General features: G+C 64.8%; 22 protein-coding genes and 1 tRNA gene. 19 read left to right on the forward strand and 4 right to left on the reverse strand.

Annotated elements, in window-relative coordinates; genetic code table 11:
- Nucleotide 1: 1 nt before the first annotated feature.
- Together GE253_RS15715 and GE253_RS15720 are read left to right on the forward strand one after the other, a co-directional pair.
- A complete protein-coding gene (locus GE253_RS15715) occupies nucleotides 2–1,228 on the forward strand; it encodes an SAM-dependent methyltransferase (RefSeq protein ID WP_153205104.1) in 1,227 nt (408 codons plus the stop codon).
- Between the two features lie 142 nt (nucleotides 1,229–1,370).
- Complete coding sequence (locus GE253_RS15720; RefSeq protein WP_153205105.1) at nucleotides 1,371–1,898, forward strand: hypothetical protein; 528 nt, start codon at nucleotides 1,371–1,373, stop codon at nucleotides 1,896–1,898.
- Between the two features lie 7 nt (nucleotides 1,899–1,905).
- Here the strand turns inward: GE253_RS15720 and GE253_RS15725 are convergent, their stop codons facing one another.
- The gene (locus GE253_RS15725) at nucleotides 1,906–2,865 is read right to left on the reverse strand and encodes a hypothetical protein (protein ID WP_153205106.1); all 960 of its coding nucleotides are present in this window, start codon (nucleotides 2,863–2,865) and stop codon (nucleotides 1,906–1,908) included.
- Between the two features lie 204 nt (nucleotides 2,866–3,069).
- Between GE253_RS15725 and GE253_RS15730 the strand changes: the two genes are divergently transcribed.
- The 4 genes from GE253_RS15730 (at nucleotide 3,070) to GE253_RS15745 (ending at nucleotide 6,409) form a co-directional block, all read left to right on the forward strand.
- Nucleotides 3,070–3,867 (forward strand): ATP-binding cassette domain-containing protein, encoded by a 798-nt coding sequence (locus tag GE253_RS15730; RefSeq protein WP_153205107.1) that lies wholly within the window; start codon nucleotides 3,070–3,072, stop codon nucleotides 3,865–3,867.
- A 230-nt stretch (nucleotides 3,868–4,097) separates the two neighbouring features.
- Nucleotides 4,098–4,976: a transporter substrate-binding domain-containing protein gene (locus GE253_RS15735; RefSeq protein WP_153205108.1), complete on the forward strand. Its 879-nt coding sequence runs from the start codon at nucleotides 4,098–4,100 to the stop codon at nucleotides 4,974–4,976.
- Nucleotides 4,977–5,012: 36 nt separating this feature from the next.
- Entirely contained in the window at nucleotides 5,013–5,723 is a 711-nt protein-coding gene (locus tag GE253_RS15740; RefSeq protein WP_153205109.1) for an ABC transporter permease, read from the forward strand.
- 14 nt (nucleotides 5,724–5,737) lie between these two features.
- Complete coding sequence (locus GE253_RS15745; protein WP_153205110.1) at nucleotides 5,738–6,409, forward strand: ABC transporter permease; 672 nt, start codon at nucleotides 5,738–5,740, stop codon at nucleotides 6,407–6,409.
- A gap of 18 nt (nucleotides 6,410–6,427) precedes the next feature.
- Here the strand turns inward: GE253_RS15745 and GE253_RS15750 are convergent, their stop codons facing one another.
- Nucleotides 6,428–6,742 carry a hypothetical protein gene (locus tag GE253_RS15750; protein ID WP_153205111.1) on the reverse strand — a complete coding sequence of 105 codons (315 nt, stop codon included), beginning with the start codon at nucleotides 6,740–6,742 and terminating at the stop codon, nucleotides 6,428–6,430.
- A gap of 150 nt (nucleotides 6,743–6,892) precedes the next feature.
- Nucleotides 6,893–6,968: transfer RNA gene (locus GE253_RS15755), tRNA-Ala, on the reverse strand.
- Between the two features lie 215 nt (nucleotides 6,969–7,183).
- On the opposite strand from GE253_RS15755, the gene GE253_RS25870 reads away from it, so the two are divergent.
- From GE253_RS25870 to GE253_RS15775, 4 genes are read left to right on the forward strand one after another with little or no spacing between them, the layout of a single operon-like run.
- On the forward strand, nucleotides 7,184–7,480 hold the full coding sequence (locus GE253_RS25870) for a YggT family protein (protein WP_173012670.1): 297 nt from the start codon (nucleotides 7,184–7,186) through the stop codon (nucleotides 7,478–7,480).
- Nucleotides 7,480–7,800, forward strand: coding sequence for a DUF167 family protein (locus GE253_RS15765; RefSeq protein WP_153205113.1), 321 nt, complete (start codon nucleotides 7,480–7,482; stop codon nucleotides 7,798–7,800). Before GE253_RS25870 ends, GE253_RS15765 begins: the two co-directional genes overlap by 1 nt.
- A 42-nt stretch (nucleotides 7,801–7,842) precedes the next feature.
- The gene (gene folD, locus GE253_RS15770; protein WP_153205114.1) at nucleotides 7,843–8,757 is read left to right on the forward strand and encodes a bifunctional methylenetetrahydrofolate dehydrogenase/methenyltetrahydrofolate cyclohydrolase FolD; all 915 of its coding nucleotides are present in this window, start codon (nucleotides 7,843–7,845) and stop codon (nucleotides 8,755–8,757) included.
- Nucleotides 8,754–9,806, forward strand: a complete 1,053-nt coding sequence (locus GE253_RS15775) for a magnesium transporter CorA family protein (RefSeq protein ID WP_153205115.1) — start codon at nucleotides 8,754–8,756, stop codon at nucleotides 9,804–9,806. Before folD ends, GE253_RS15775 begins: the two co-directional genes overlap by 4 nt.
- Nucleotides 9,807–9,819: 13 nt before the next feature.
- Here GE253_RS15775 and GE253_RS15780 read toward each other — a convergent pair whose 3' ends face one another.
- The gene (locus GE253_RS15780) at nucleotides 9,820–10,713 is read right to left on the reverse strand and encodes a zinc-ribbon domain-containing protein (RefSeq protein WP_153205116.1); all 894 of its coding nucleotides are present in this window, start codon (nucleotides 10,711–10,713) and stop codon (nucleotides 9,820–9,822) included.
- Nucleotides 10,714–10,918: 205 nt separating this feature from the next.
- Between GE253_RS15780 and GE253_RS15785 the strand changes: the two genes are divergently transcribed.
- The 9 genes from GE253_RS15785 to GE253_RS15825 all read left to right on the forward strand — a co-directional run bounded on the left by GE253_RS15785 (nucleotide 10,919) and on the right by GE253_RS15825 (nucleotide 21,796).
- A complete protein-coding gene (locus GE253_RS15785) occupies nucleotides 10,919–11,803 on the forward strand; it encodes a hypothetical protein (RefSeq protein ID WP_153205117.1) in 885 nt (294 codons plus the stop codon).
- Complete coding sequence (locus tag GE253_RS15790; protein ID WP_348770874.1) at nucleotides 11,800–12,432, forward strand: YdcF family protein; 633 nt, start codon at nucleotides 11,800–11,802, stop codon at nucleotides 12,430–12,432. Before GE253_RS15785 ends, GE253_RS15790 begins: the two co-directional genes overlap by 4 nt.
- Nucleotides 12,433–12,532: 100 nt before the next feature.
- Complete coding sequence (locus tag GE253_RS15795) at nucleotides 12,533–13,294, forward strand: lysophospholipid acyltransferase family protein (protein WP_153205118.1); 762 nt, start codon at nucleotides 12,533–12,535, stop codon at nucleotides 13,292–13,294.
- A 129-nt stretch (nucleotides 13,295–13,423) separates the two neighbouring features.
- On the forward strand, nucleotides 13,424–14,044 hold the full coding sequence (locus tag GE253_RS15800) for an outer membrane beta-barrel protein (RefSeq protein ID WP_153205119.1): 621 nt from the start codon (nucleotides 13,424–13,426) through the stop codon (nucleotides 14,042–14,044).
- 360 nt (nucleotides 14,045–14,404) lie between these two features.
- Nucleotides 14,405–15,160: a ribosome maturation factor RimP gene (gene rimP, locus GE253_RS15805; RefSeq protein ID WP_153205120.1), complete on the forward strand. Its 756-nt coding sequence runs from the start codon at nucleotides 14,405–14,407 to the stop codon at nucleotides 15,158–15,160.
- A gap of 37 nt (nucleotides 15,161–15,197) precedes the next feature.
- Entirely contained in the window at nucleotides 15,198–16,694 is a 1,497-nt protein-coding gene (gene nusA, locus GE253_RS15810) for a transcription termination factor NusA (protein ID WP_153205121.1), read from the forward strand.
- Nucleotides 16,695–16,736: 42 nt separating this feature from the next.
- Nucleotides 16,737–17,483 carry an RNA-binding protein gene (locus tag GE253_RS15815; RefSeq protein WP_247878686.1) on the forward strand — a complete coding sequence of 249 codons (747 nt, stop codon included), beginning with the start codon at nucleotides 16,737–16,739 and terminating at the stop codon, nucleotides 17,481–17,483.
- A gap of 47 nt (nucleotides 17,484–17,530) precedes the next feature.
- On the forward strand, nucleotides 17,531–20,323 hold the full coding sequence (gene infB, locus GE253_RS15820; RefSeq protein WP_153205122.1) for a translation initiation factor IF-2: 2,793 nt from the start codon (nucleotides 17,531–17,533) through the stop codon (nucleotides 20,321–20,323).
- A gap of 201 nt (nucleotides 20,324–20,524) precedes the next feature.
- Nucleotides 20,525–21,796 (forward strand): SEL1-like repeat protein, encoded by a 1,272-nt coding sequence (locus GE253_RS15825; RefSeq protein ID WP_153205123.1) that lies wholly within the window; start codon nucleotides 20,525–20,527, stop codon nucleotides 21,794–21,796.
- Nucleotides 21,797–21,871 lie beyond the last annotated feature (75 nt).

The following is a 21,871-nucleotide window of genomic DNA, read 5'->3' on the forward strand; positions in this document are numbered from 1 at the left end:
GATGGCTGAAGAGCTGGCGTCGGTATTGGCGGAACTGCGGGCGCTGCTGCTGGATGGGGAGGGGCTGGTGCGTGCCGTCGCCTCCGGTCGGCAGCGCAATACCAGCCCGCCCTGGCGCCGGCTGGAACTGCGGCCCGTTTCGCTGAAGGCGGGTCAACGCCTTCAGCGCGTCGCCTATGATGAGCGGCAGGCCCACACGGCCAACGCCGCCTATGGGGATGAGGCCGGGGCCATGGTGGATGAGGCCCTGTCCCAGGGCTTCGCCAACTGGCATGTCGAAAGCACCGGCGGCACGCTGCAGATCCGCATCACCAAGAAGGGTGAGCCGATGGTCAGCCGCACCAAGCCGGCCGCCCCGGTGGAACGCGAGCTGTCCCACAACCGGGCCAAGGCGCGGCTGCTGGACCCGGCGGACCCGTTCTGGCAGGCGATTGGCATTGCCGATGCCGATGGCCGCATCAAGCCGACCCGCCAAGACAAGTTCCGGCAGGTAGAGGAATTCCTGCGCGCGCTGGATGCGGTGCTGAAGCCGGAACAATTGCCGGGCGATCGCCCGTTGCGTGTGGTCGATCTCGGCTGTGGTAACGCCTATCTGACCTTCGCCGCCTATCGCTTCCTGGCCCATGTGCGCGGGCTGGATGTGGATATGGTGGGCGTGGATGTGAAGCGGCAGGCCCGCGAGCGCAACAGTGCGCTATCGGCGCAACTGGGCTGGGATGGCTTGCGCTTCCTGGAAGGCACCATCGCGGACGCCCCGCTGGATGGGGCCGATGTGGTGCTGGCCCTGCACGCCTGCGACACGGCGACCGATGATGCGCTGGCCCGTGCTGTGGCCTGGAAGGCGCGCTTCGTGCTGGCGGCCCCCTGCTGCCACCATGATCTGCAAAAGCAGCTCCGCGCCGCTGAAGCGCCGGCCCCCTATGGCTTAGTGACGCGCCATGGCATCCTGCGGGAACGGCTGGCCGATGCGCTGACCGACGCGCTGCGCGCCGCCTTGATGCGGCTGTCCGGTTATCGGGCGGAAATTGTGGAATTCATCGGCAGCGAACATACCCCGCGCAACACCCTGTTGCGCGCCACCTACACCGGTGGGGCGGGGGATAAGGATGTGCTGGCCGATTACCGCGCCCTGATCAACGAATGGAAGGTGCGCCCGCGTCTGGCCCAGTTGCTGGGGCTGGAAGGGTCGGGGCTGGAACTGCCCAAGGCTGGGGATGCTGGGTTTTAACTTTCGAGCCGGGTAAGCCTTCTCTACCGTCATTCCCGCGAAGGCGGGAATCCAAAATCCGCGCTGTCGTATGGATTCCCGCCTTCGCGGGAATGACGGTAGAGAATTGCGGTCAACACCCCTCCTGCTGGCGAGCCCACCCATGTCGATCCCGCGTTTCCTCCTGGCCCTCACCAGCTTGGCCCTCGCCGTCCCGGTCGCTTCCGCGCTGGAACCGGGGGTACCACCCGTTCCTGCTGCCGTCAGCGCGCTGGCTGGTTGCTGGAAGGGGGAGGGTGTCGTGATGGGCAAGAAGGTTTCCATCAATCTGGCCGCCCACGCGGTGGCGCTGGATGCCATGTTCGCCATCGATAGCGACAGCACGGCCATCGGCGATCCTTCCGACCGCTATGCTGCGCATCTGCTGTTTGGTGCCGGTTCTGCCAAGGATGCCAAGGCGGTTTCCGGTTTCTGGTCCGACAGTTTCGGCGGCACCTTTGCCACCACGGGCACCGGTTCCGTTCAGCCGGGTGGTTTCGATATCAGCTATCAATATCCCGACAGCCTGTTCATCAACCGCTGGCGGTTGGATCAGGCGGGCTTGCGCTGGGACATCACCGCCCGCGATGCCCAGGGCAAAGAGGCGCCGTTCGCCGCCTACAGGCTGACGCGTACGTCCTGCCCCGGTTGAGCAAGGATTACTTTGGCGCCGGGCGCGATGCCAAGCGCCATTGCTTGGCTTGGGAGAAGTTGCGGGCCAGGAACTGGTAGGTCTTTTTCAGCACCGCCTCAAACGGGGCACCTTTCTCCGAGGCCACCATTTCCCAATCCTCGAAAACTTCTTCCCAGGGCAGCAGGGTCTGGTGCAGGTCGTCCCGCATCTCCCTGATATAGCGGATATTCTGTTCATACTTGCCCAGCATGGAGAGGATTTCACCGGTCTGGGCATCTACCTGGGCGAAGCGGTTTTCAATATCCGTCATTGGCGGCAGGCTCAGCGTCTGCATCCGGATAATCTCTTCGCGCAGATTGCGCTCATTCTTATAGACGCGGTGGGCGACATCCAGCCCGCTGCGCACATCGCGCAGCTTGGCTCCCCGTTCCCGCAGCGCCTCGATATAAGACAGCTCCTTGGCCAGCCCTTCAATGCGGTTTTCCACCACCTCTTCCGGGTCGCCGGTCAGGGCCAGCTTGTTGGCGATGACCTTGAACGCCTCCTTTACGCGGGACTTGGTGGAAGGGTCTTCCACCAGTTGTTCCAGTTCCGCCGGTGAGGAGATGACCGATTCGCCGCCCGTCAGCCAGGTCACCATCTGCACGGTCAGCCGGGCCTTGGCGAGATTGTAATGCCGGTCATCCACCCGCCAACTGGCGGTGCCGTCGATCAACTCGTTGGGGATTGTGTCGCCAGGGCGGATTTCCCGCACATATTTCAACCCTTTGACCACCATGTCCAGCAACTGGCCGTCAAAGGATTTCGGGTCGATCTTGAATTCATTGCCCAGCTTGTCGATGACGACTTCCGCCTCCACCTTGCCAAGCTTGAAGCGCATCACCGCTTCCTCTGTCGATTTCGACAGCACGAACCGGCAGCCTTCCAGCGTGAACACCTTGTGATCGAACAGGAAATGGGTGCTCCGGTTCGCGTTGGGGTCCATGGCATCGAACTCTATCAATCAAAGAAAAAGGCGATGACACTGCTTTACCACGGATGAAAGCGCAGCGAACAAACTATAGCCGGTGAGGCGCCCATGTGACGCCGGCATGGGCGATTGCACGCGCGCCGTTTTCCCCTCTTTCGCGGGTGCGGTCTGGCGGGTTAGCTTGGGGATCGAACCTTCATGAAGAGTTAACGGACCCCGATGAACCTTTCTGCCGCCGCTGCCAAATCCGTGCCCGCCGTCCAGGTGGAAGGGCTGCATAAGCGTTTCGGGGAAAATGAGGTGCTGAAGGGCGTCTCGCTTTCCGCCGCTCAAGGGGAGGTGGTGGCGCTGATCGGTTCGTCCGGTTCCGGCAAAAGCACATTGCTGCGCTGCATAAACCTGTTGGAAACCCCCGATGACGGGCGGGTGCTGATCCAGGGCGAGGAAATCGCTATGAAGAAGGATCGCGCCGGCCGGGCTCAGCCGGCCGACAGCCGCCAGGTGGACCGCATCCGCCAGCGCTGCGGCATGGTGTTTCAGAGCTTCAACCTCTGGACCCATATGACGGTGCTGGAGAACATCATCGAGGCCCCGGTGCATGTGCTGGGCCGCAACCGGGAAGAGGCGGTGGCGCGGGCGGAAGGCCTGCTGGCCAAGGTGGGCCTGTCGGCCAAGCGCGATGCCTATCCCTCCCAGATGTCGGGCGGGCAGCAGCAGCGGGCGGCGATCGCCCGCATGTTGGCCATGGACCCGCAGGTGATGCTGTTCGATGAACCCACCTCGGCCCTTGACCCCGAACTGGTGGGGGAGGTGCTGAAGGTGATGCGCGATCTGGCCGATGAAGGGGCCACCATGTTGCTGGTGACCCATGAAATGGCCTTCGCGCGGGAGGTTTCCCACAAGGTGGTCTTCCTGCACCAGGGAAGGATTGAGGAACAGGGCACACCGGATGAGCTGTTCGGCAACCCGCAGAGCGAGCGTTGCCGCCAGTTCCTAATGCGCGAAGGCGGGCGCTGAGCCCGCTGACAGGCTTGACGCCGGGGGATCGGCCCCGGAAAACTGTTTTCGGATAATGATACGCGTGTCAGTAAATTCTGACTTGTCTGAATTTACTGACTTCGGCGGCACGGGCCGCCGCCGCGCCAGTCGGCGCGGATACCAAGGTCAGGATTTCCTGACCTTGGTATCAAACCAATATCAAGCAATCCAAAAGGGGCCAATGCCCCGGGGTGTCGGAGGGTGTGGGGATGAAGAGTTGGATCGCGGCGCTGGGGCTGGCCTGTGTCACCCTGCTGGGCGGGTGCGGCAAGGATGATGCTGCCAAACAGGCGGCCCCGGCGGCGGCCGACAGCGTGCCCAACCCGCTGCGTGTCGCCACCGAAGGCGCCTATCCCCCCTATAATATGGTGGATGCCAGCGGCAATCTGGTTGGTTTCGAAATCGATATGATGAAGGATATCTGCCGTCGCATGAAGGTGGAATGTCAGTTCGTCGCCACCGCCTGGGACGGCATGATCCCGGCCCTGCAGGCCGGTCGTTTCGATGTCGTTGTCGCCGGCATGTCGATCACGGAGGAACGGCTGCAGGCGGTCGATTTCTCCGACGGCTATACCACCACCCCAGCCTATCTGGTGTCGGCCAACAGCAACCCGCTCCAGAAGGAGGATTACGGGGTGCCGAAGGTGGACCTGTCCAATATGAGCCCGGAGTCGCAGGCGGCACTGGATAAGCTGCGCGGGTTGTTGAAGGGCAAGGTGATGGGCGTGCAGACGGCCACCATCCACGCCAATTTCGCTGAGAAATATCTGGGCGATGTGGTGGATCTGCGCCGCTATGACACCCAGGAACAGCTGGCGCTGGATATGCAAAGCGGCCGGATTGAGGTGGGGCTGGCCGATGCCGTCACCTGGAACGCCTTCCTGCAGCGCCCGGAAGGCAGGGATTACAGCTTCTTCGGCCCCGGTTTCGATGGCGGCCTGTTCGGCCGTGGCCAGGGTGTCGCCCTGGTGAAGGGCCGCACGGCGCTGAAGACGGCGCTGAACAGCGCCATTAAGGAAATGAAGGCCGACGGCACCATGAAGACCATGTCGGTGCAATGGTTCGGCTTTGACACCTCCATGCCCTGACATGCTGTGCTTTCTGACACCCCAACTGGATGAGCCATGCTGGATCTGTTGAGTTACGGCGCCACCGGTTGGGGCGATGAGCTGTTGCAGGGTGCCGGCATGACCCTGCTGGTGGCGGTGCTGGCCTATCTGATCGGGCTGGGGGCCGGCTGTCTGACGGCGGCGGCCAAGCTGTCCGGGCCGCTGCCGCTGCGCTGGCTGGCCGCTACATATACCACTGTGGTGCGCGGCGTGCCGGCCCTGCTGGTGATCTGGCTGCTCTTCTATGGCGGGTCAGGTCTGGTCGGCTGGATGGCCGGGCTGTTCGGCTATGGCGGGCGGGTGGAACTGTCGGCCTTTGCCGTTGGCGTGGCCTCGGTCGGGCTGGTTTCGGGTGCCTATGCGGCAGAGGTGATCCGGGGTGCGGTGCAGGCCGTGCCCAAGGGTCAGTTGGAGGCGGCGCGGGCACTGGGGATGCACCGGCTGTTGATCCTGCGCCGCATCCTGGCCCCGCAGGCCCTGCGCTATGCCCTGCCGGGCCTGGGCAACGTCTGGCAGATGACGCTGAAGGATACCACGCTGGTATCGGTCGTTTCGTTGGCGGAATTGATGCGGCAGGCCTATGTCGCCAGCGGCACCACCCGTCAACCCTTCCTGTTCTATCTGGTGGCGGCGCTGATCTATCTGGTGATCACCACCCTGTCGGAAACAGGATTCCGCGCTCTGTCGCGCCGGGCGGATCGCGGCGTGCGCCGCGCAACGGCTTGAAGGGGGGACCAAGCATGGATATGATCCTTTCCTCCCTGCCGTCGCTGGCATCCGGTGCCTGGCTGACTTTGCAGTTGGTGGCACTCTCGCTGGCGCTGGGGCTTTTGCTGTCGGTGGGGGTGGCGCTGGCGCGGCTGTCGGGCAGCGTTCTACTGCGCGCCCCGGCGGTTGCCTTCATCTTCCTGTTCCGCTCCACCCCGCTGCTGGTGCAGATTTTCCTGATCTTCTATGGTGCCGGCCAGTTTGTCGCCGTGCGGGACAGTTTCCTCTGGCCGGTGCTGCGCGAACCCTATTGGTGCGCCATCATCGCGCTGACCCTGAATAACGCCGCCTATACCGGGGAAATCCTGCGCGGCGGCATCCAGGCCGTGTCCTTCGGCCAGATCGAGGCGGCGCGCGCGCTGGGGATGCACCGGCTGCTGCTGTTCCGCCGCATCGTGCTGCCCCAGGCTTTCCGCCAAATTCTGCCCGCCTATGGCAATGAGATGATCCAGATGGTGCAGGCCACCTCCCTGGCCAGCACCATCACCCTGATGGAACTGACGGGGGCCGCGCGCGCCGTCGCGTCGCGCAGTTTCCAGCCGGTGGAGATGTTCGTGATTGCCGGCCTGTTCTATCTGGCGATGAATTTCGCCATCGCCCAGGCCGTGCGCTGGGGGGAAAAGCGGCTGGCCCACGCAGGCTGAGGGTCAGGGCTTCAAGCCCTACCGATGCACCACCAGCGTCACCTTGTCGTTCATCACGTCCAGCAGCTTGGTGGATTTGGTGGGCAGCGGGATGCGCTGGTTGATGCAGAACATGATCAGGGCGGCGGCCAGCGGCTGGTTATCCACCCAGGCCACCTGACGGGAATTGTCATCGCGGGCGAAATGCAGGGCGCAGCGCACAGGGTCCGGCATCACCTCAATGCGAATCACGCTGCCGGCGGGCAGGGGGTTGCCGGAGCGGCGGTGATATTCCACCACCGCGCGGATAACCTCTTCCTGCGAGAACAGAATATGACGAATCTCAATCGGCATGATGTATCCCCGGTTCGGCGGGGAAAATACCCATTCAGCGGATTGGATGCTATTACCTATATCAGTTCAATAGAAAATTACCGCTGCGGCAACGCTATAACCGCGCCGAAACAGTAAATAACAAGTCTTCATGTGTGATAGGGGGAGGGATGGTGGAGCCGAGGAGGATCGAACTCCCGACCTACGCATTGCGAACGCGTCGCTCTCCCAGCTGAGCTACGGCCCCACAACTATCCCAAAGGCTTCGCTGCCGTGGCTGGCGAAGCGGCGCGGATAATGCGCATCCGTCCCCGGCCTGTCAAGCGTCTGATTTCAGCTTTTTCGATCGGGGAAAACGGATGCTGGCAAAGTTCCGGGTGCTGGCCCCCTGGACAGGGGCAGGGGGCGGCATTACGTTCCAGAGCAGGTGCGGCCGATGCCGCCAACAGCGCCGGGAAGACCATGGAGCCGCTTTTTCACACCATCTTCCAGATCCTGTACGTGGTGCTGGACCTGTATGTCTGGGTTTTGATCATTTCAGCCATCCTCAGCTGGCTGATCGCCTTCAATGTCATCAATACCCATAACCGCTTCATCTATACGGTCAGCGACATGCTGTACCGGTTGACGGAGCCGGTTTTGCGGCCCATCCGCAATGTGCTGCCCAATCTGGGCGGATTGGACCTGTCGCCCATCGTGCTGATTCTGGCCATCATGTTTGCCCAGCGTCTGCTGGTAAATTACGGTCTGGTTTACTGATGTCCCGTCCGGCCCTGGAACCGGCGGCTGGCGGGGTGCGGCTGTTCGTGCGAGCGGCCCCTCGCGCCAGCCGCAATGCTGTGCAGGGCCAGGCGCTGGGGGCGGATGACCGGATGCAGGTGAAGGTTTCCGTCACCGCCGTGCCGGAGGATGGCAAGGCCAATGCCGCCATCATCCAGTTGCTGGCCAAAGCATGGCGGATTCCGAAATCCAGCATCGACGTCGTGGCGGGTGGCACCGATCGGTCGAAAGTATTATTCGTGGCCGGCGATACGGCGCAGTTGCAAGCGCAACTGACGGCATGGCTGGCCGCCCTCTGACGGCGGTCTTTCTGGTACCAGCGGATTTTGGGGGATTTGTTAATGGCCGAGGCACGCATCATCGACGGCAAGGGCTTTGCGGCCGGCTTGCGCGCACGCATCGCCACGGCGGTGGAAGAGTTGCGCACAGGCTACGCGCTGGTGCCTGGTCTGGCTGTGGTGCTGGTGGGTGAAGATCCGGCCAGCCAGATCTATGTCCGCAATAAGGGTGAACAGACGCGTGAAGCGGGGATGCATTCCGTCACCCACCGCCTGCCCCCGGAAACCAGCCAGGAAGAATTGCTGCGGCTGGTCAACCAGTTGAACAATGATCCCTCCATCCACGGCATTCTGGTGCAGTTGCCGCTGCCCGCCCATATCGATACCCAGGCGGTGCTGGGCGCCATCGATCCGGCCAAGGATGTGGATGGGTTCCATGTGGTGAATACCGGGCGCCTGTCGGTCGGGCTGCCGGCCCTGGTGCCCTGCACGCCGCTGGGCTGCATGTTGCTGCTGAAGGATACGGTGCCCGATCTGCGCGGCATGAATGCCGTGGTGGTGGGCCGGTCCAACATTGTCGGCAAGCCGATGGCCCAGTTGCTGCTGGCGGCCGACTGCACCGTCACCATCGCCCATTCCCGCACCCGCGATCTGCCGGCGGTCTGCCGGCAAGCCGATATTCTGGTGGCCGCCGTGGGGCGGCCGGAAATGGTGAAGGGGGATTGGATCAAGCCGGGCGCCATCGTCATCGATGTCGGCATCAACCGGGTGCCGGCGCGCGACCCGGCGGCGGCAGCCGCGGGTAAAACGCGAGTCGTCGGCGATGTCGCCTATGCGGAGGCGGCTGCCGTGGCCGGGGCCATCACCCCGGTGCCGGGTGGAGTGGGGCCGATGACGATTGCCTGCCTGCTGGCCAATACCGTCACCGCCGCCTGCCGCAGCGCCGGGGTGCCGGTGCCGGCCGGGGTTGGCCTTTGATTACCGCCTACCTGCGCGACGGCGACCGTCTGCGGGGCCAGAGCCTGGCCCCGGACCAGCCGCTGCCGCCGGGAACCATCTGGCTGGACCTGCTCCGCCCGGAAGAGGCGGAGCGGCAGTTGATCTCCGCCCATCTGGGCGTGGACCTGCCGACCAAGGAAGATATGAGCGAGATTGAGGCCTCCTCCCGGCTCTATGTCGAGGGCGAGGCCTCTTTCCTCACCACCCCCGTCATCGCACGGGGGGAGACGGGGCGGCTGGATCTGGGGCTGCTGACCTTCATCATCACGCCCACGGCGCTGATCACCGTGCGCCATACCGAACCGCTCTGGTTCGCTATCTTTGCCGCCCGCGCCATGCGCCATGCCGGCGTGGCGACCAGCCCGATGGAAGCGTTCCTGGGCTTGCTGGAAGCGGTGGTGGACCGGGCGGCCGACGTGCTGGAACGGGTGGCCGGCGATCTGGACCAATTGTCCCAACGCGTCTTCGCCGATGCCACAGAGGTGGAAACCGGCCTGCTGGATGGGACCGGCAAGGGCATGGCCCGCCGCCGCACCGTGCGCAAGGAAGCCTCCCGCCGCCGCAAGGCCAGGAATAACGGCATGACGGAGGTGATCACCGCCATCGGCCGCGCCGGCGACCTGACACAAAAGGTGCGGGACAGCTTGGCCGGGCTGGAACGGCTCTGCGCCTTTGCCGTCACCGTGGCGGGCCCGCGTCTGGGCAAGGATCAGAAGGTGCGGCTGAAAACCATCAGCCGCGACGTGCATTCCCTGGTGGAACATGCCGGCTTCCAGGCGATGCAGACCAATTTCCTGCTGGATGCCACGCTGGGCGTGATCAATATCCAGCAGACCAACATCATCAAGATTTTCTCTGTCGCCTCCGTCGCCTTCCTGCCGCCCACGCTGGTCGCCAGCATGTATGGCATGAATTTCAAGCTGATGCCGGAGCTGGACTGGGAATGGGGCTATCCGCTGGCCCTGGTGCTGATGCTGCTGTCGGCCATCGGCCCGCTCTGGTATTTCCGCCGGCGCGGCTGGCTGTAGGCCGTCCCGCCCCTCAGTGCCCGGCCGCAGCTTCCGGTTCGATATAGCGGAAGCCGATATTCTTGGCCTGCCCACCTTCGCGTTCCGGCACCCGCGACTCGAACTTGGTGGTCTGGTTGGGGAACAGGCGGCGCACCGGCGGCACGATGCGCCAGGCGAACAGCTCCTTGCCATCCTCGCCATAGGCGACGGCCTGGATGTCGGGCACGCTGCGCTGGGTGTCGGATTTGTTGGAAATCTCGCCGGCAACGAACAGCAGATTGATGCCTTCGACGTCGCGCACCTCCACCTTGGTGCGCTTGGGATCGCCCGGTTCGGACAGGCCGCTGCCGATCATCTCCGCCAGCCCCACCAGCTCATACAGCCGGAACGACGCAGGCCAGGCCTGCATCACCATGTCGCGCTGCAGCACGGCACCGCCGGCGATGCCCACCACCAGGGCTGTGACGCCGATCCAGGCGGCCAGTTCCTTGATTCGGCCTTTCCCCTTTTGTCCCGGCATGGCCGGCAGGTTGGAGCCCTTGGGCAGGGGGCGGGGCCGCATCGGCCGGCTCAGCGGCGGTGCCTCCTCCTCCTGCTCCGCGGCGGTAAAATCAGGCTTGTCGAAGGCGCTGAAGCCACCGCCATCGGCCGGCAGGTCGGGCGGATCGTCAAACAGGGAGGCGCTTGGCGGCTCCGGCGGCGGGGCTGCCGGTTTGTTGAAAGCGGGCGGAGCGGCATTGCGCGCCGGCGGCCGTTCACGCCCGGCCGGTTTGGCGGGCTTGGCGGGTGCCGGGGCCGCGCCGTCGGTCGAGGGGTCGGCGAACCAGACATAGCCGCATTGCCCGCATTTCACCCGCCGCCCCTGGCCAAGCAGACCTGCATCAAGCAGGAAACGTTTCGTGCAGGACGGGCAGGTCAGGATCATATGGGCGCTCGGGAGCCTCGGGGAAGGTGACGGGCGTGACGGCGCCGTACTGCACGGCGTCACCCCTTATATGAAGCGGCGATGGCTAACGCAAGGTCGCCACCTTCCACACCCGGCCTTTACGAGCCCGCATCGACCGTGCCATTCCTAGGGGCGGCCGGGTCTTTGCCGGCCGCAACCGCTTGAGCCTCCGCGAACGGGAACGATGAGCCGCAGCGCGCATTTCGACATTCCGCTGAAACAGGACGCCACCGGCCGCTTCCTGCCCTGGATCATTGCCCTGATGGTCTATCTGGCGGTGCTGGCCCTGGCGGCCTCCCTGGTGCTGTCCGGGCTGGCGCAGCGCTGGGGCAATGACCTGTCCGGTAACCTGACCGTCCAGGTCAGCCCCGGCGGCAGCGGCAGCCGAATGGAGCTGGATGAACGGGTACGCAGGGTGATGGATACCCTGTCCGGCAGCGCCTTTGTGGCCGATGCGCAGAAACTGGATGATGCTGCCGCCCGCGCCCTGGTGGAACCCTGGCTGGGCGATGGCGCCCTGCTGGCGGAACTGCCGGTGCCGGTGCTGATTGATGTCCGGCTGGTACCGGGGGCGGCCCCGGAGCAACTGGCCGACCAGATCCGCGCCGTCGGCCCCGGCATTACCGTGGAAGACCCGGCCCGCTGGCTGGGTGAACTGCACCGAATCGCCCGCACCGTCCAGGGCCTGTCTGCGGCCATCATCCTGCTGATCGGCGGGGCGGCCGTTGCCTCCATCATTTTTGCCGCCAGCGCCGGATTCGCTGTGCATCGCGGGGAGGTGGAACTGTTGCATGTGATGGGGGCGTCGGACAGCTATGTTGCCGGACAGTTCCAGCGCCATATCCTGCGCCAGGCCATTTTCGGCGGTGGCATCGGCTTTACCTTGTCGCTGCTGACCCTGCTGGGCTTGCAGCAGGCCGGGCGCGGGCTGGATGTGGCCCTGCTGCCCAGCATGGCGCTGGTCCTGCGGGATTGGCTGTGGTTGCCCCTGGTGCCGCTGGCCGCCTGCTTCCTGGCGGCACTGACGGCGCGGCTGACGGTGATCCGCGCCTTGGAGCGGCTGCCGTGACGTTGCGGCTGTCGCTGCGCCGTGCCGTCCGGGCCGGTCTGTTGACCATGGGGGGCATTGCCGGCCTGTGGGCGGCGGGGTTGTTCGCCTTCGCCGCCTCCCTGCCGCGCCATCCGCCGGCCGATGATATCGTCACCGACGGCATTGTCGTGCTGACCGGCGGCAGTGAGCGGCTGGAGGTGGGGTTCGACCTGCTGCGCGCTGGTAAGGCCCGCCGCCTGTTCATCAGCGGTGTCTATCGCGGGGTGGAAGTGCGGGAGCTGCTGGCCCTGGCCCAGCGCGAGGATGCGCGGGAGCTGGAATGCTGTGTCGAGCTGGGCTATGAGGCTGACGATACCGAGGGCAATGCGGTGGAAACGGCGCGCTGGGTGACGGCCCAGGGGCTGCGTTCCATCCGGGTGGTGACGGCCAATTACCATATGCCCCGCAGCCTAGTGGAATTCCGCCGCGCCTTGCCGGGGGTGGAACTGGTGGCCCATCCGGTGGCCCCGGCCAAGGTGCGGCTGGATGGCTGGTGGGGCTGGCCGGGCACGGCCGAGCTGATCATTGTGGAATATAATAAATATGTGCTGGCGGTGCTGCGCGCCGCCTTGACCAGCCCCACGACCCCGCTGGCAGCGGCCCCCTGAGGCTCCCGCCCGCCGGACAGTTACTGGACATGCGCTGGACAAGGGGCGGGGGGATGGTTATTGCTGCGACCCGATATTCCCCCTCTTGGGTGTGGGCCCCATGCTGTTTGTCCGGTCGCTGCTGTTCAACATCGTCTTCTATGTGCTGACGACGCTCTGGTGCTTCGGCCTGCTCTGGACGCTGGTGGTGCCGCGCTGGGGCGTGGTGGGCGGCGTGCGTGCCTATATGCGCTCGCTGGCCTTTTTCGAGCGGTTGATCATCGGCCTGCGGTACGAGGTGAAGGGCCTGGAGAACCTGCCCAAGGACGGGGCCTTCCTTGTCGGGGCCAAGCACCAATCCATGTGGGAGACGATGAAGCTGCATCTGATCTTCCACGATCCGGCCATCGTGCTGAAGCATGAATTGATCCATATCCCGCTCTGGGGTTGGTATGCCGCCAAGTCGAAGATGATTCCGGTGAAGCGTGGCAAGCGCGGGGCGGCCATCAAATCCCTGGTGGAAGGGGCAAAACAGATGAAGGCCATGGGGCGGGAGATCGTGATCTTCCCCCAGGGCACGCGCGTGGCCCCCGGCGTTTATGCCCCCTATAAGGTGGGCATCGCCATGCTGTATGAGGCGTTGAAGGTGCCGCTGGTGCCGATGGCGGTGAATTCCGGTGTCTTCTGGGGCCGCCACAGCTTCATCAAGCGGCCCGGCACCATCACCATCGAATTCCTGCCACCGATTCCCCCCGGCCTGCCCAAGGAAACCGCCCTGTTCGAACTGGAAGCGGTGCTGGAGGAGGCCAGCGACCGGCTGGCCATCGCCGTTGGCGGTCCCGCCACCTTGAACCCCGTGGCGGCCGGGCATCAGCGGAACTGACCCGCGACGGGGTGCCTCCCTGCAAAGGGGAACCGTGGCCAATAGACGCAGCGGCCCTTTCACGGGCGGACAAAACTGTGTATCTCCCGCGTGGGGGCGATTTGATTTTGTCTTCAAGGAAGTTCAGAGATGAAGAAAATGGTTGTCGGTCTCGCTTTGGCGATGACCGCTTTTACCGCCGCCGCCGAGGTGCAGGCTGCGGACGGCATTCTGCCGGAGAATGTCTATGTTGCTGCCTCTGCGGGTTTCACCACCGGCAACGATATCGCCAAGTCCAGCATCGTTTCCAAAGTGCGGAATTGGAAGCAGGACAAGGGTTTCAATGGCACCCTGGCCGTGGGCTATCGTTGGGATGATTTCCGCTTCGAGCTGGAAGGCTTTTACGGCAAGCTGGTGGAAGTGAAGGGCACGGTACCCGCCACCGTCTCCGTCCCGTGGGGGTACCGGCTGCCGGGCCAGGTCACCATGATGTCGGCCATGGTTGGGGCCTATTACGACTGGCATGTCACCGATATTTACCAGCCTTATGTCGGTCTGGGCCTGGGTGCGGCGCATGTGCGCAACAAATCCGCCACCCTGCTGGTGGATACCGGTACCAGCCCGGCCGGTTTCCTGGAAGCCGGTCTCAACATGCGGCTGGCCGATGGCGTGAGCGTTGCGCCGGCCTACCGGTACATGGGTGTACGTGGCGATGATCACCCCGATCTGGCCACCCACATCGTCAAGCTTGGGCTGCGCGTCAGCTTCTGATACCAATCCGCCTGAGGGTTGGCCTTCAGACGGATCGGAGGCCGGCGATTGCCGGCCCGCGCCCCCATGGGCGCGTAAGCCAAGGCGGCGGATGGCGCCGGCGGGAGATTGGTACGATACCGTCACGGGGGGCCGCCATGCGTGCCCCCCGTGGATGTTTGGGCTTCCCTCCGGCACGGAACCGGTCTATATACCGGTCATCTTAATCCCATACGGACACCGGCCGGCGGGCAACGCTGGCGGGGTGGTCTGCTTTGCGGGTGGGCCTTTGGCCCGCCTTTTTGTTTATCTGGACCTCTTTTCCCGATCGGCCGTGTGGCCAGGGGAAAAGGGTGGGTTTGACGGTGAGTTGGAAGAATCATGGACGTGCTGGCGCGCATTACCGAGATCATTGGCCCCTCAATGGAAGATATGGGCTATGAGATCGTGCGTCTGCAGCTTTCCGGCGGACAGCGGCCGACCCTGCAGATCATGGCCGACCGCGCCGATGGCGGTGCGATGACGGTGGATGACTGCGCTGATATCTCCAACGCCGTTTCTGCCCTGCTGGATGTGGAAGATCCGATCAGCAGCGCCTATAATCTGGAGGTCAGCAGCCCCGGCATCGACCGGCCGCTGACCCGTTTGAAGGATTTTGAACGGTTCAAGGGCTTTGAAGCCCGGATCGAGACGGAAATCCCGCTGGATGGGCGCAAGCGCTTCCGTGGGGTTCTTTATGGTGTGGAGGGCGAGTCGGTATTGATCGCGCTCGACGCCAAGTCGGCCCAGGCCCCCAAGCGCAAGCCGGGTGCCAAGGTTTCTGCCAAGGCCAAGGCCGAGGCGGAAGTCGCCGCCGCTGCGGCAGCCGGTATGATCGAGGTGGCGGAAATCCCCTTCGAACATATCGCCCGCGCCAAGCTGGAAATGACGGACGAACTGCTGGCCGCTGCGGCGGCGGAGCAGGGTCTGGCGGCCGGCGTGGAAGGCGGGGCCATGGATGTGGACGACGATGCCCGCACCGTGAAGCGTCCCAAGGGCCCCAAGGGGCCGGGTCGTTTCTCCGGCAAGGCGGGTGCCGCCGCAGAGGACAGCGCAACCACCGAGGTTCAATCCCCCGCCAAGCCGGCGCGGGATTGAGCGGACGTTTCAGGAATAGAAGGCAGGGTTCGCCAGGATGGAACTGCTTCAGGTAGCCGACGCGGTCGCCCGCGAGAAGAATATCGACAAGGAGCATGTGCTCGAAGCCATGGAGGAGGCCATCAAGAAGGCTGGCCGCTCCAAATACGGGCACGAGCATGACATCCGCGCCCGCATCGACCGTCGCACGGGCGATATCCAGCTGACCCGCCACATGGAAGTGGTGGAGGTTGTTGAGAACGAGGCGACGCAGATCGATCTAGCCAAGGCCCGCCGGAAGAAGGCGAATGCGGCTTATGGCGATTTCATCGTCGATCCGCTGCCGCCCATCGATTTCGGCCGCATCGCCGCGCAGACCGCCAAGCAGGTGATCGTGCAGAAGGTGCGCGAGGCCGAGCGCGATCGTCAGTATAATGAATATATCGACCGTAAGGGCGAGATCGTGAACGGTCTGGTCAAGCGCGTCGAATATGGCAATGTCACCGTGGATATGGGCCGCGCCGAAGCGATCCTGCGCCGCGATGAGTGTCTGCCGCGTGAGCATTTCAAGACCGGCGACCGCGTTCGCGCCTACATCTATGATGTGCGCAAGGAACAACGCGGCCCGCAGATCTTCCTGTCGCGCACCCATCCGATGTTCATGGCCGGCCTGTTCAAGGCTGAAGTGCCGGAAATCTATGATGGCATTATCGAGATCAAGGCCGTGGCCCGCGATCCGGGTTCCCGCGCTAAGATCGCCGTGATCTCCAAGGACAGCTCCATCGACCCGGTGGGCGCCTGCGTCGGTATGCGCGGTTCCCGCGTGCAGGCCGTGGTGGGTGAGCTTCAGGGCGAGAAGATCGACATCATTCCCTGGAAGCCCGATCCGGCCACCTTCGTCGTCAATGCATTGGCCCCGGCGGAAGTCGCCAAGGTCGTGCTGGACGAGGAGAATGGTAAGATCGAGGTGGTGGTTCCCGACGACCAGCTGTCGCTGGCCATCGGCCGCCGGGGTCAGAATGTGCGTCTGGCCAGCCAGTTGACCGGCTGGACCATCGACATCATGACCGAGGCGGAAGAGCGGGAGCGCCGCCAGGCCGAGTTCACCAGCCGCAGCGCCCTGTTTATCGAAGCCCTGGATGTGGACGACATGATCGCCCATCTGCTGGTTAATGAAGGCTTCGCCTCGGTTGAGGAGATTGCCTTTGTTGACCTGAACGAGCTGACCGGCATTGAGGCGTTCGACGAGGATGTCGCCGCTGAGCTGCAGGAACGCGCCCAGAATTATCTGGCCCAGCAGAACGAGATCCTGGACGGCAAACGCCGTGAGATGGGTGTCGAGGATGACGTCGCCGCCATTGAGGCGCTGACCCCATCCATGCTGGTCAAGCTGGGTGAGAAGGGCGTGAAGACGCTGGACGATCTGGCCGATCTGGCCGGTGACGAGCTGATTGATATTGTCGGCAAGGACGCATTGACGCTGGATCAGGCTAATGAGGTGATCATGGCCGCCCGCGCGCATTGGTTCGCCGATGAGGAAGGCTCGGAGGCCTGATCCTTTAAGGGATCAGGCTGACGGGCAGGGGAGTTTTGGGTAATGGATGCCGCTGACAACATGACCGACGACCAGGCCGGTGACGGCACAGGTCCGGTGACGGTGGCACCAAAGCCTGCCTATCCGCCGGAGCTAGATGCCGAGGCGCAGGCGGACGAACCGGAGAATGTGGCGGGGCGTAAAAGTCCGCTGCGGCGTTGCGTGGCCACGGGTCGTGTGGGGGACAAGGCGGGCATGATCCGTTTTGTTGTTTCCCCGGATGGTGTACTGGTCCCCGACGTGGACGAAACCCTGCCCGGGCGTGGGCTGTGGTTGACGGCGGATGCCAAGCTGGTTGAAAAGGCCCTGGCCAAGGGCCTGTTCGCCAAGGCGGCCCGCCGGGCCGTCAAACCGGTTCCCGATCTGCCGGCACTGCTGTGCCGGCTGGTCCGGCGTCGGGCGCTTGGTCTGGTCGGTCTTGCCCGCAAGGGCGGGGGCGTCCTGGCGGGGTTTGAAAAGGTACAGGCTGCATTGCGCTCCGGTTGTATCGGCCGGTCGGGCGGTGCGGGCCAAAAGAGTGTAGGATTGTGGTTTGAGGCGAGCGACGGGTCCGATGATGGTCGGACCAAGCTGTTCGCCTTGGCGCAGGCGCTGGGGGTGCCGCTGGTCGATGTTTTCGACCGGTCGGAACTGGGGGCGGCCTTGGGCCGGGACGAGGCGGTGCATGTGGTGCTGGCGGCAGGGCCGTTGGCAGGGCAGATCCGTCGTGAGGTGGAACGGCTCTCCGCACTCGGCGGAGCAGGCTCCTGAAGGTTAGGGGCCTGATTAGGGATCAACGGCTTACTGTCGGATTAGGGATGAGCGATACCAACGACCAGAACCGCGACAAGAAAGTACTCAGCCTGTCCGGTCGCGGCACGCTTGGGCTGGGTGGGGGCAACAAGCCGAAGGCGGCGAACAATGCCCCCGCCGCACAACAGCCCGCTGGCGGTGCTGCAGGCACCGTGCGCCAGAGCTTTTCGCACGGACGTGGCAAGGAAGTGGCGGTCGAGGTCAAGCGAAAGAAGACCTTCGAGAAGGGCGCCGTTCCCGGCGTGGCCGATGGCGGCGCTGCTGCCCGTCGCGCCGCTGAAGGGGCGGGTGGTGGCCGTGGACCGGCTGCCCGCAGCAATGGCCCGCGCGTTCTGAGCGATGCCGAGCGTGAGGCCCGCCTGCGGGCGCTGCGCGTTGCCGAGGCAGAGGCGGTGAATGCCGCTGCCGAGGCTGCTGCCCGCGCCATTGCCGAGGCGGAAGCCAAGGCTGCTGCCGAGAAGGCTGCCGCTGAAGCCGCTGTCCGCGCTGCGGAAGAGGAAGCGGCCCGTGCCCGTGAGCCGCTGGACGAGGAAACCGTCCGCCGCCGCGAGCTGGAAGAGCTGCGCGCTATCCAGGCGGCCGAAAAGGCCGCCGTCGACGAAGCCGAGCGCAAGCGCAAGGAAGCCGAGGATGCCCGCAAGGCCGAAGAGGCCCGCAAGGCCGAATCCCGTGCGCGTCCGGCTGCCGCTGGTGATGATGATCGTGCCCGCCCGGCAGCTGGCCGTCCGGCGTCTGGTGATGCGACTCGTCCGGCTGTCGCTGCCCGTCCGGGTGTCGCCACGCCGCCGGCCGATTTTGAGGATGAGGACAGCCCCCGCCGCAAGGTGGCCGGCCCCGGCAAGGCGGCCCCCGCCAAGGTGCCGGCAGCCCCCACCAAGGCCAAGGGTGATGACAAGCGGCGCGGTGGCAAGATGACCATCTCGCAGGCCTTGTCGGATGATGATGGTAGCCGCCGTGGTCGTTCCATGGCTGCCGCCAAGCGGGCACGTGAACGCGAACGTATGCGGCTGTTCGGCCGTCAGGAGACGCAGAAGGTGACCCGCGACGTGACGATCCCGGAGGTCATCACGGTCGGCGACCTTGCCAACCGTATGGCCGAACGTGGCGCCGACGTGGTGAAGGCCCTGATGCGGATGGGCGTGATGGCCACCATCACCCAGACCATTGATGCTGACACTGCCGAGCTGGTGGTGCAGGAACTGGGTCACCGCCCGTTCCGTGTCTCCGAAAGCGACGTGGAAATCGGTGTGAAGGGCGAACAGGACCGGTTGGAAGACCTGCGGTCCCGGGCGCCGGTCGTCACCGTCATGGGCCACGTCGACCATGGCAAGACCTCGCTGCTGGATGCGCTGCGCCGTACCGACGTGGCGGCCCGCGAGGCCGGTGGTATCACCCAGCATATCGGTGCCTATCAGGTGGTGCTGAAGTCGGGTGCGAAGATCACCTTCATCGATACGCCGGGTCACGCCGCCTTTACGGAAATGCGTGCCCGTGGCGCCAACGTCACCGACGTGGTGGTGCTGGTGGTGGCGGCCGATGACGGCGTGATGCCGCAGACGATCGAGGCGATCAACCACGCCAAGGCCGCCGGTGTGCCGATCATCGTTGCCATCAACAAGTGCGATCTGCCGTCTGCCAAGCCGGAGCGTGTCCGTCAGGAACTGCTCCAGCATGAGCTGGTTGTGGAAGGCATGGGCGGCGACATCCTGGATGTGGAAGTGTCGGCCAAGGCCGGCCTGAACCTGGACAAGCTGGAAGAAGCCATCCTGCTGCAGGCCGAAATCCTGGAGCTGAAGGCCAACCCGAACCGCAGCGCCGAAGGCGTGGTGGTGGAAGCCAAGCTGGACAAGGGCCGCGGCCCGGTGGCCACCGTGCTGGTGAAGCGCGGTACGCTGAAGGTGGGCGACATTGTCGTCGCCGGCAGCGAATGGGGCCGCGTGCGCGCCCTGGTCAACGATCGTGGCACCAACGTGCCGGATGCCGATCCCGCCACCCCGGTGGAGGTGTTGGGTCTGGGTGGCGTGCCGCTGGCGGGCGAGGAAATGGCGGTGGTGGATAGCGAGGCCCGTGCCCGCGAAATCACCGAATATCGTGCCCGCAAGAAGCGCGAAGCCGAGTCGGCCAAGTCCGGTCGCGGCAGCCTTGAGCAGATGTTCAAGCAGATCCAGGCCGGCGAGGCCAAGGAACTGCCCATCGTCATCAAGGGCGACGTGCAGGGTTCGGTGGAAGCCATCTCCGGTGCCCTGGAGAAGCTCACCGCCGAGAATACCGAGGTCAAGGTGCGGGTGCTGTCGTCCGGTGTGGGCGCCATCACCGAAAGCGACATCACGCTGGCCAATGCGTCCAAGGGTCTGGTTGTGGGCTTCAATGTCCGCGCCAATCCGCAGGCGCGCGACATGGCCAAGCGCGATGGCGTGGAAATCCGCTACTACTCCATCATCTATGACATCATTGATGATGTACGTCAGATGCTGACCGGCATGTTGGCGCCGACGCTGAAGGAACGTTTCCTCGGCAATGCGCAGATCCTGCAGGTGTTCAACATCACCAAGGTCGGCAAGGTCGCGGGTTGCCGCGTGTCGGAAGGTACCGTCAAGCGCGGTGCCAAGGTCCGCCTGCTGCGCGACAATGTGGTGATCCACGAAGGCACGCTGAAGACCCTGAAGCGCATGAAGGACGAAGTCCGCGAAGTGCGCGAAGGGTTCGAATGCGGTATGGCCTTCGAGAATTACGACGATATCCGCGAAGGCGACATCATCGAAGCCTTCGAGATGGAGGAAATCGCCCGCGTCCTGTAAAGGCGCGGGGGATCATCCCCCGGTATCTGGAAGTGACGCCGGCCGGCCTTGCGGGAAACCGTAAGGCCGGCCGGTTTCGTTTGGGGTCAAGGATTTCAATCCCCATCCTCTGCTAACCACCCCTGGCTTCCCTGCTGGTTTGCCCCGGCTTTCATGCTAGTCTGACGGACTACCCCGAAGGTTTGGTTGGAGGCCCCGGCGATGCGCCGGCAGCGAAATTTGTTCCTTGTTGCGGCCTGTGCGCCGCTGTTCCGTGCCCCTGTCCGTTTGATCCGCCCGGCCTTGCCTGTGCTGCTGACGCTGGGATTGTTGCTGCCGGGGCCGCAGGCGCTGGCGGAGGTGACCAAGCCCACGGTGAAGAAGCCGGCTGTCACCAAGCCGGCCCCAGCGAAGAAACCAGTGGCGGCCAAGCCCACGGCCCCGGCCCATGGCGCCAAGGCGCCGGCTGGCAAGGCGCACTCTGTCGCCAAACCCCAACCCGTGAAGGCCCCCGCCGCCAAGGGGCCGGCCCGCCGTCACCGGGTCACCAAGCCGGTGGTGGCAGGGGTGACGGCGGCCGGTGTTGCCGCCCTGGCCTTGGGCACGGCCCCTGCGCCCGCTCTGCCGCCCCGTGCCGACACGGCCCTGCGCAACCTGGAAGGCGACGCCAAACAGGGCAATGTGGAAGCGCAGATGGCGCTGGCCGAGCATTTCGCTTCCGGCACGCCGCCCGATGCGGCGGATATGCGCCGCGCCGTCTATTGGTATGGGCAGGCGGCGGCCAAGGGGGATGCCGATGCCTGCTGGACCCTGGCGGAACTGTTCCGGGGCGATCTGGGCTTGGCCCCCGATCTGGAACAGGCCGCCAGCTGGTACCGCAAGGCCGCCGAGATGGGCCATGCGGAGGCGGCCTTCGATCTGGGCCTGCTTTATATGGATGGCTATGGGCTGGAACGCGATCCCGCCCAGGCCGCACGCTGGTTTGAACAGGCGGCCGATGCCGGCATCGCGCGGGCGCATTACATGCTGGGCGCCCTGTTCGAACAGGGGGTGGATGGCGCCCCGGATCGGGAGGCAGCGGCCGGCTGGTATTCCCGCGCGGCGGAGAGCGGCGACGTCAATGCCCGCGCCGCCCTGGCAAGGCTGGCGGCCGGGCAGGATAATGTGGCGCTGGCCGATGGCCCGCCACCCGGCATGATGGGCGGGCCACCCGGCGGTGCCGCCGCCCGCCCGGTGGCCGTCAGCCATGCCGGGGCGGCGGGGGGCCAAATCGCCTCTGGTGCCGCAACGGGCGCCCGCCCGGTGGCGGTGGATCAGGCCGGGGTGAAGGAAATTCAGACCCGTCTGGTGAAACTGGGTTATCACAAGGGCAAGCCCGATGGTTTTCTGGGCAAGCGCACAGTGGCGGCCATCCGCGCCTATCAACAGAAGGTGGGGATGAAGGTGGATGGCAAGGCCAGCCAGACCCTGCTGGAACGGTTGCGCCGGGGCTGATCCCCCCCGCCGCCATGCAACCAATCCCGGCCACCGCCGTTGCCGGGGGGCCGGCGATAGGGCTTTCAGGATGGA

Source organism: Niveispirillum sp. SYP-B3756, from assembly GCF_009495745.1.
In the GTDB taxonomy this organism is placed as follows: Bacteria; Pseudomonadota; Alphaproteobacteria; order Azospirillales; family Azospirillaceae; genus Niveispirillum.

Bases quoted from the DNA above. Each gene is read 5' to 3' on its own strand.
- GE253_RS25870 (WP_173012670.1), top strand. From the start codon at position 7,184: ATGGAGCCGCTTTTTCACACCATCTTCCAGATCCTGTACGTGGTGCTG.
- GE253_RS15785 (WP_153205117.1), top strand. From the start codon at position 10,919: ATGAGCCGCAGCGCGCATTTCGACATTCCGCTGAAACAGGACGCCACC.
- GE253_RS15730 (WP_153205107.1), top strand. From the start codon at position 3,070: ATGAACCTTTCTGCCGCCGCTGCCAAATCCGTGCCCGCCGTCCAGGTG.
- rimP (WP_153205120.1), top strand. From the start codon at position 14,405: ATGGACGTGCTGGCGCGCATTACCGAGATCATTGGCCCCTCAATGGAA.
- GE253_RS15750 (WP_153205111.1), bottom strand. From the start codon at position 6,742: ATGCCGATTGAGATTCGTCATATTCTGTTCTCGCAGGAAGAGGTTATC.
- GE253_RS15800 (WP_153205119.1), top strand. From the start codon at position 13,424: ATGAAGAAAATGGTTGTCGGTCTCGCTTTGGCGATGACCGCTTTTACC.
- GE253_RS15825 (WP_153205123.1), top strand. From the start codon at position 20,525: ATGCGCCGGCAGCGAAATTTGTTCCTTGTTGCGGCCTGTGCGCCGCTG.
- infB (WP_153205122.1), top strand. From the start codon at position 17,531: ATGAGCGATACCAACGACCAGAACCGCGACAAGAAAGTACTCAGCCTG.
- GE253_RS15795 (WP_153205118.1), top strand. From the start codon at position 12,533: ATGCTGTTTGTCCGGTCGCTGCTGTTCAACATCGTCTTCTATGTGCTG.
- folD (WP_153205114.1), top strand. From the start codon at position 7,843: ATGGCCGAGGCACGCATCATCGACGGCAAGGGCTTTGCGGCCGGCTTG.
- GE253_RS15780 (WP_153205116.1), bottom strand. From the start codon at position 10,713: ATGATCCTGACCTGCCCGTCCTGCACGAAACGTTTCCTGCTTGATGCA.
- GE253_RS15715 (WP_153205104.1), top strand. From the start codon at position 2: ATGGCTGAAGAGCTGGCGTCGGTATTGGCGGAACTGCGGGCGCTGCTG.
- GE253_RS15735 (WP_153205108.1), top strand. From the start codon at position 4,098: ATGAAGAGTTGGATCGCGGCGCTGGGGCTGGCCTGTGTCACCCTGCTG.
- GE253_RS15765 (WP_153205113.1), top strand. From the start codon at position 7,480: ATGTCCCGTCCGGCCCTGGAACCGGCGGCTGGCGGGGTGCGGCTGTTC.
- GE253_RS15740 (WP_153205109.1), top strand. From the start codon at position 5,013: ATGCTGGATCTGTTGAGTTACGGCGCCACCGGTTGGGGCGATGAGCTG.
- GE253_RS15815 (WP_247878686.1), top strand. From the start codon at position 16,737: ATGGATGCCGCTGACAACATGACCGACGACCAGGCCGGTGACGGCACA.
- GE253_RS15725 (WP_153205106.1), bottom strand. From the start codon at position 2,865: ATGGACCCCAACGCGAACCGGAGCACCCATTTCCTGTTCGATCACAAG.
- nusA (WP_153205121.1), top strand. From the start codon at position 15,198: ATGGAACTGCTTCAGGTAGCCGACGCGGTCGCCCGCGAGAAGAATATC.
- GE253_RS15720 (WP_153205105.1), top strand. From the start codon at position 1,371: ATGTCGATCCCGCGTTTCCTCCTGGCCCTCACCAGCTTGGCCCTCGCC.
- GE253_RS15745 (WP_153205110.1), top strand. From the start codon at position 5,738: ATGGATATGATCCTTTCCTCCCTGCCGTCGCTGGCATCCGGTGCCTGG.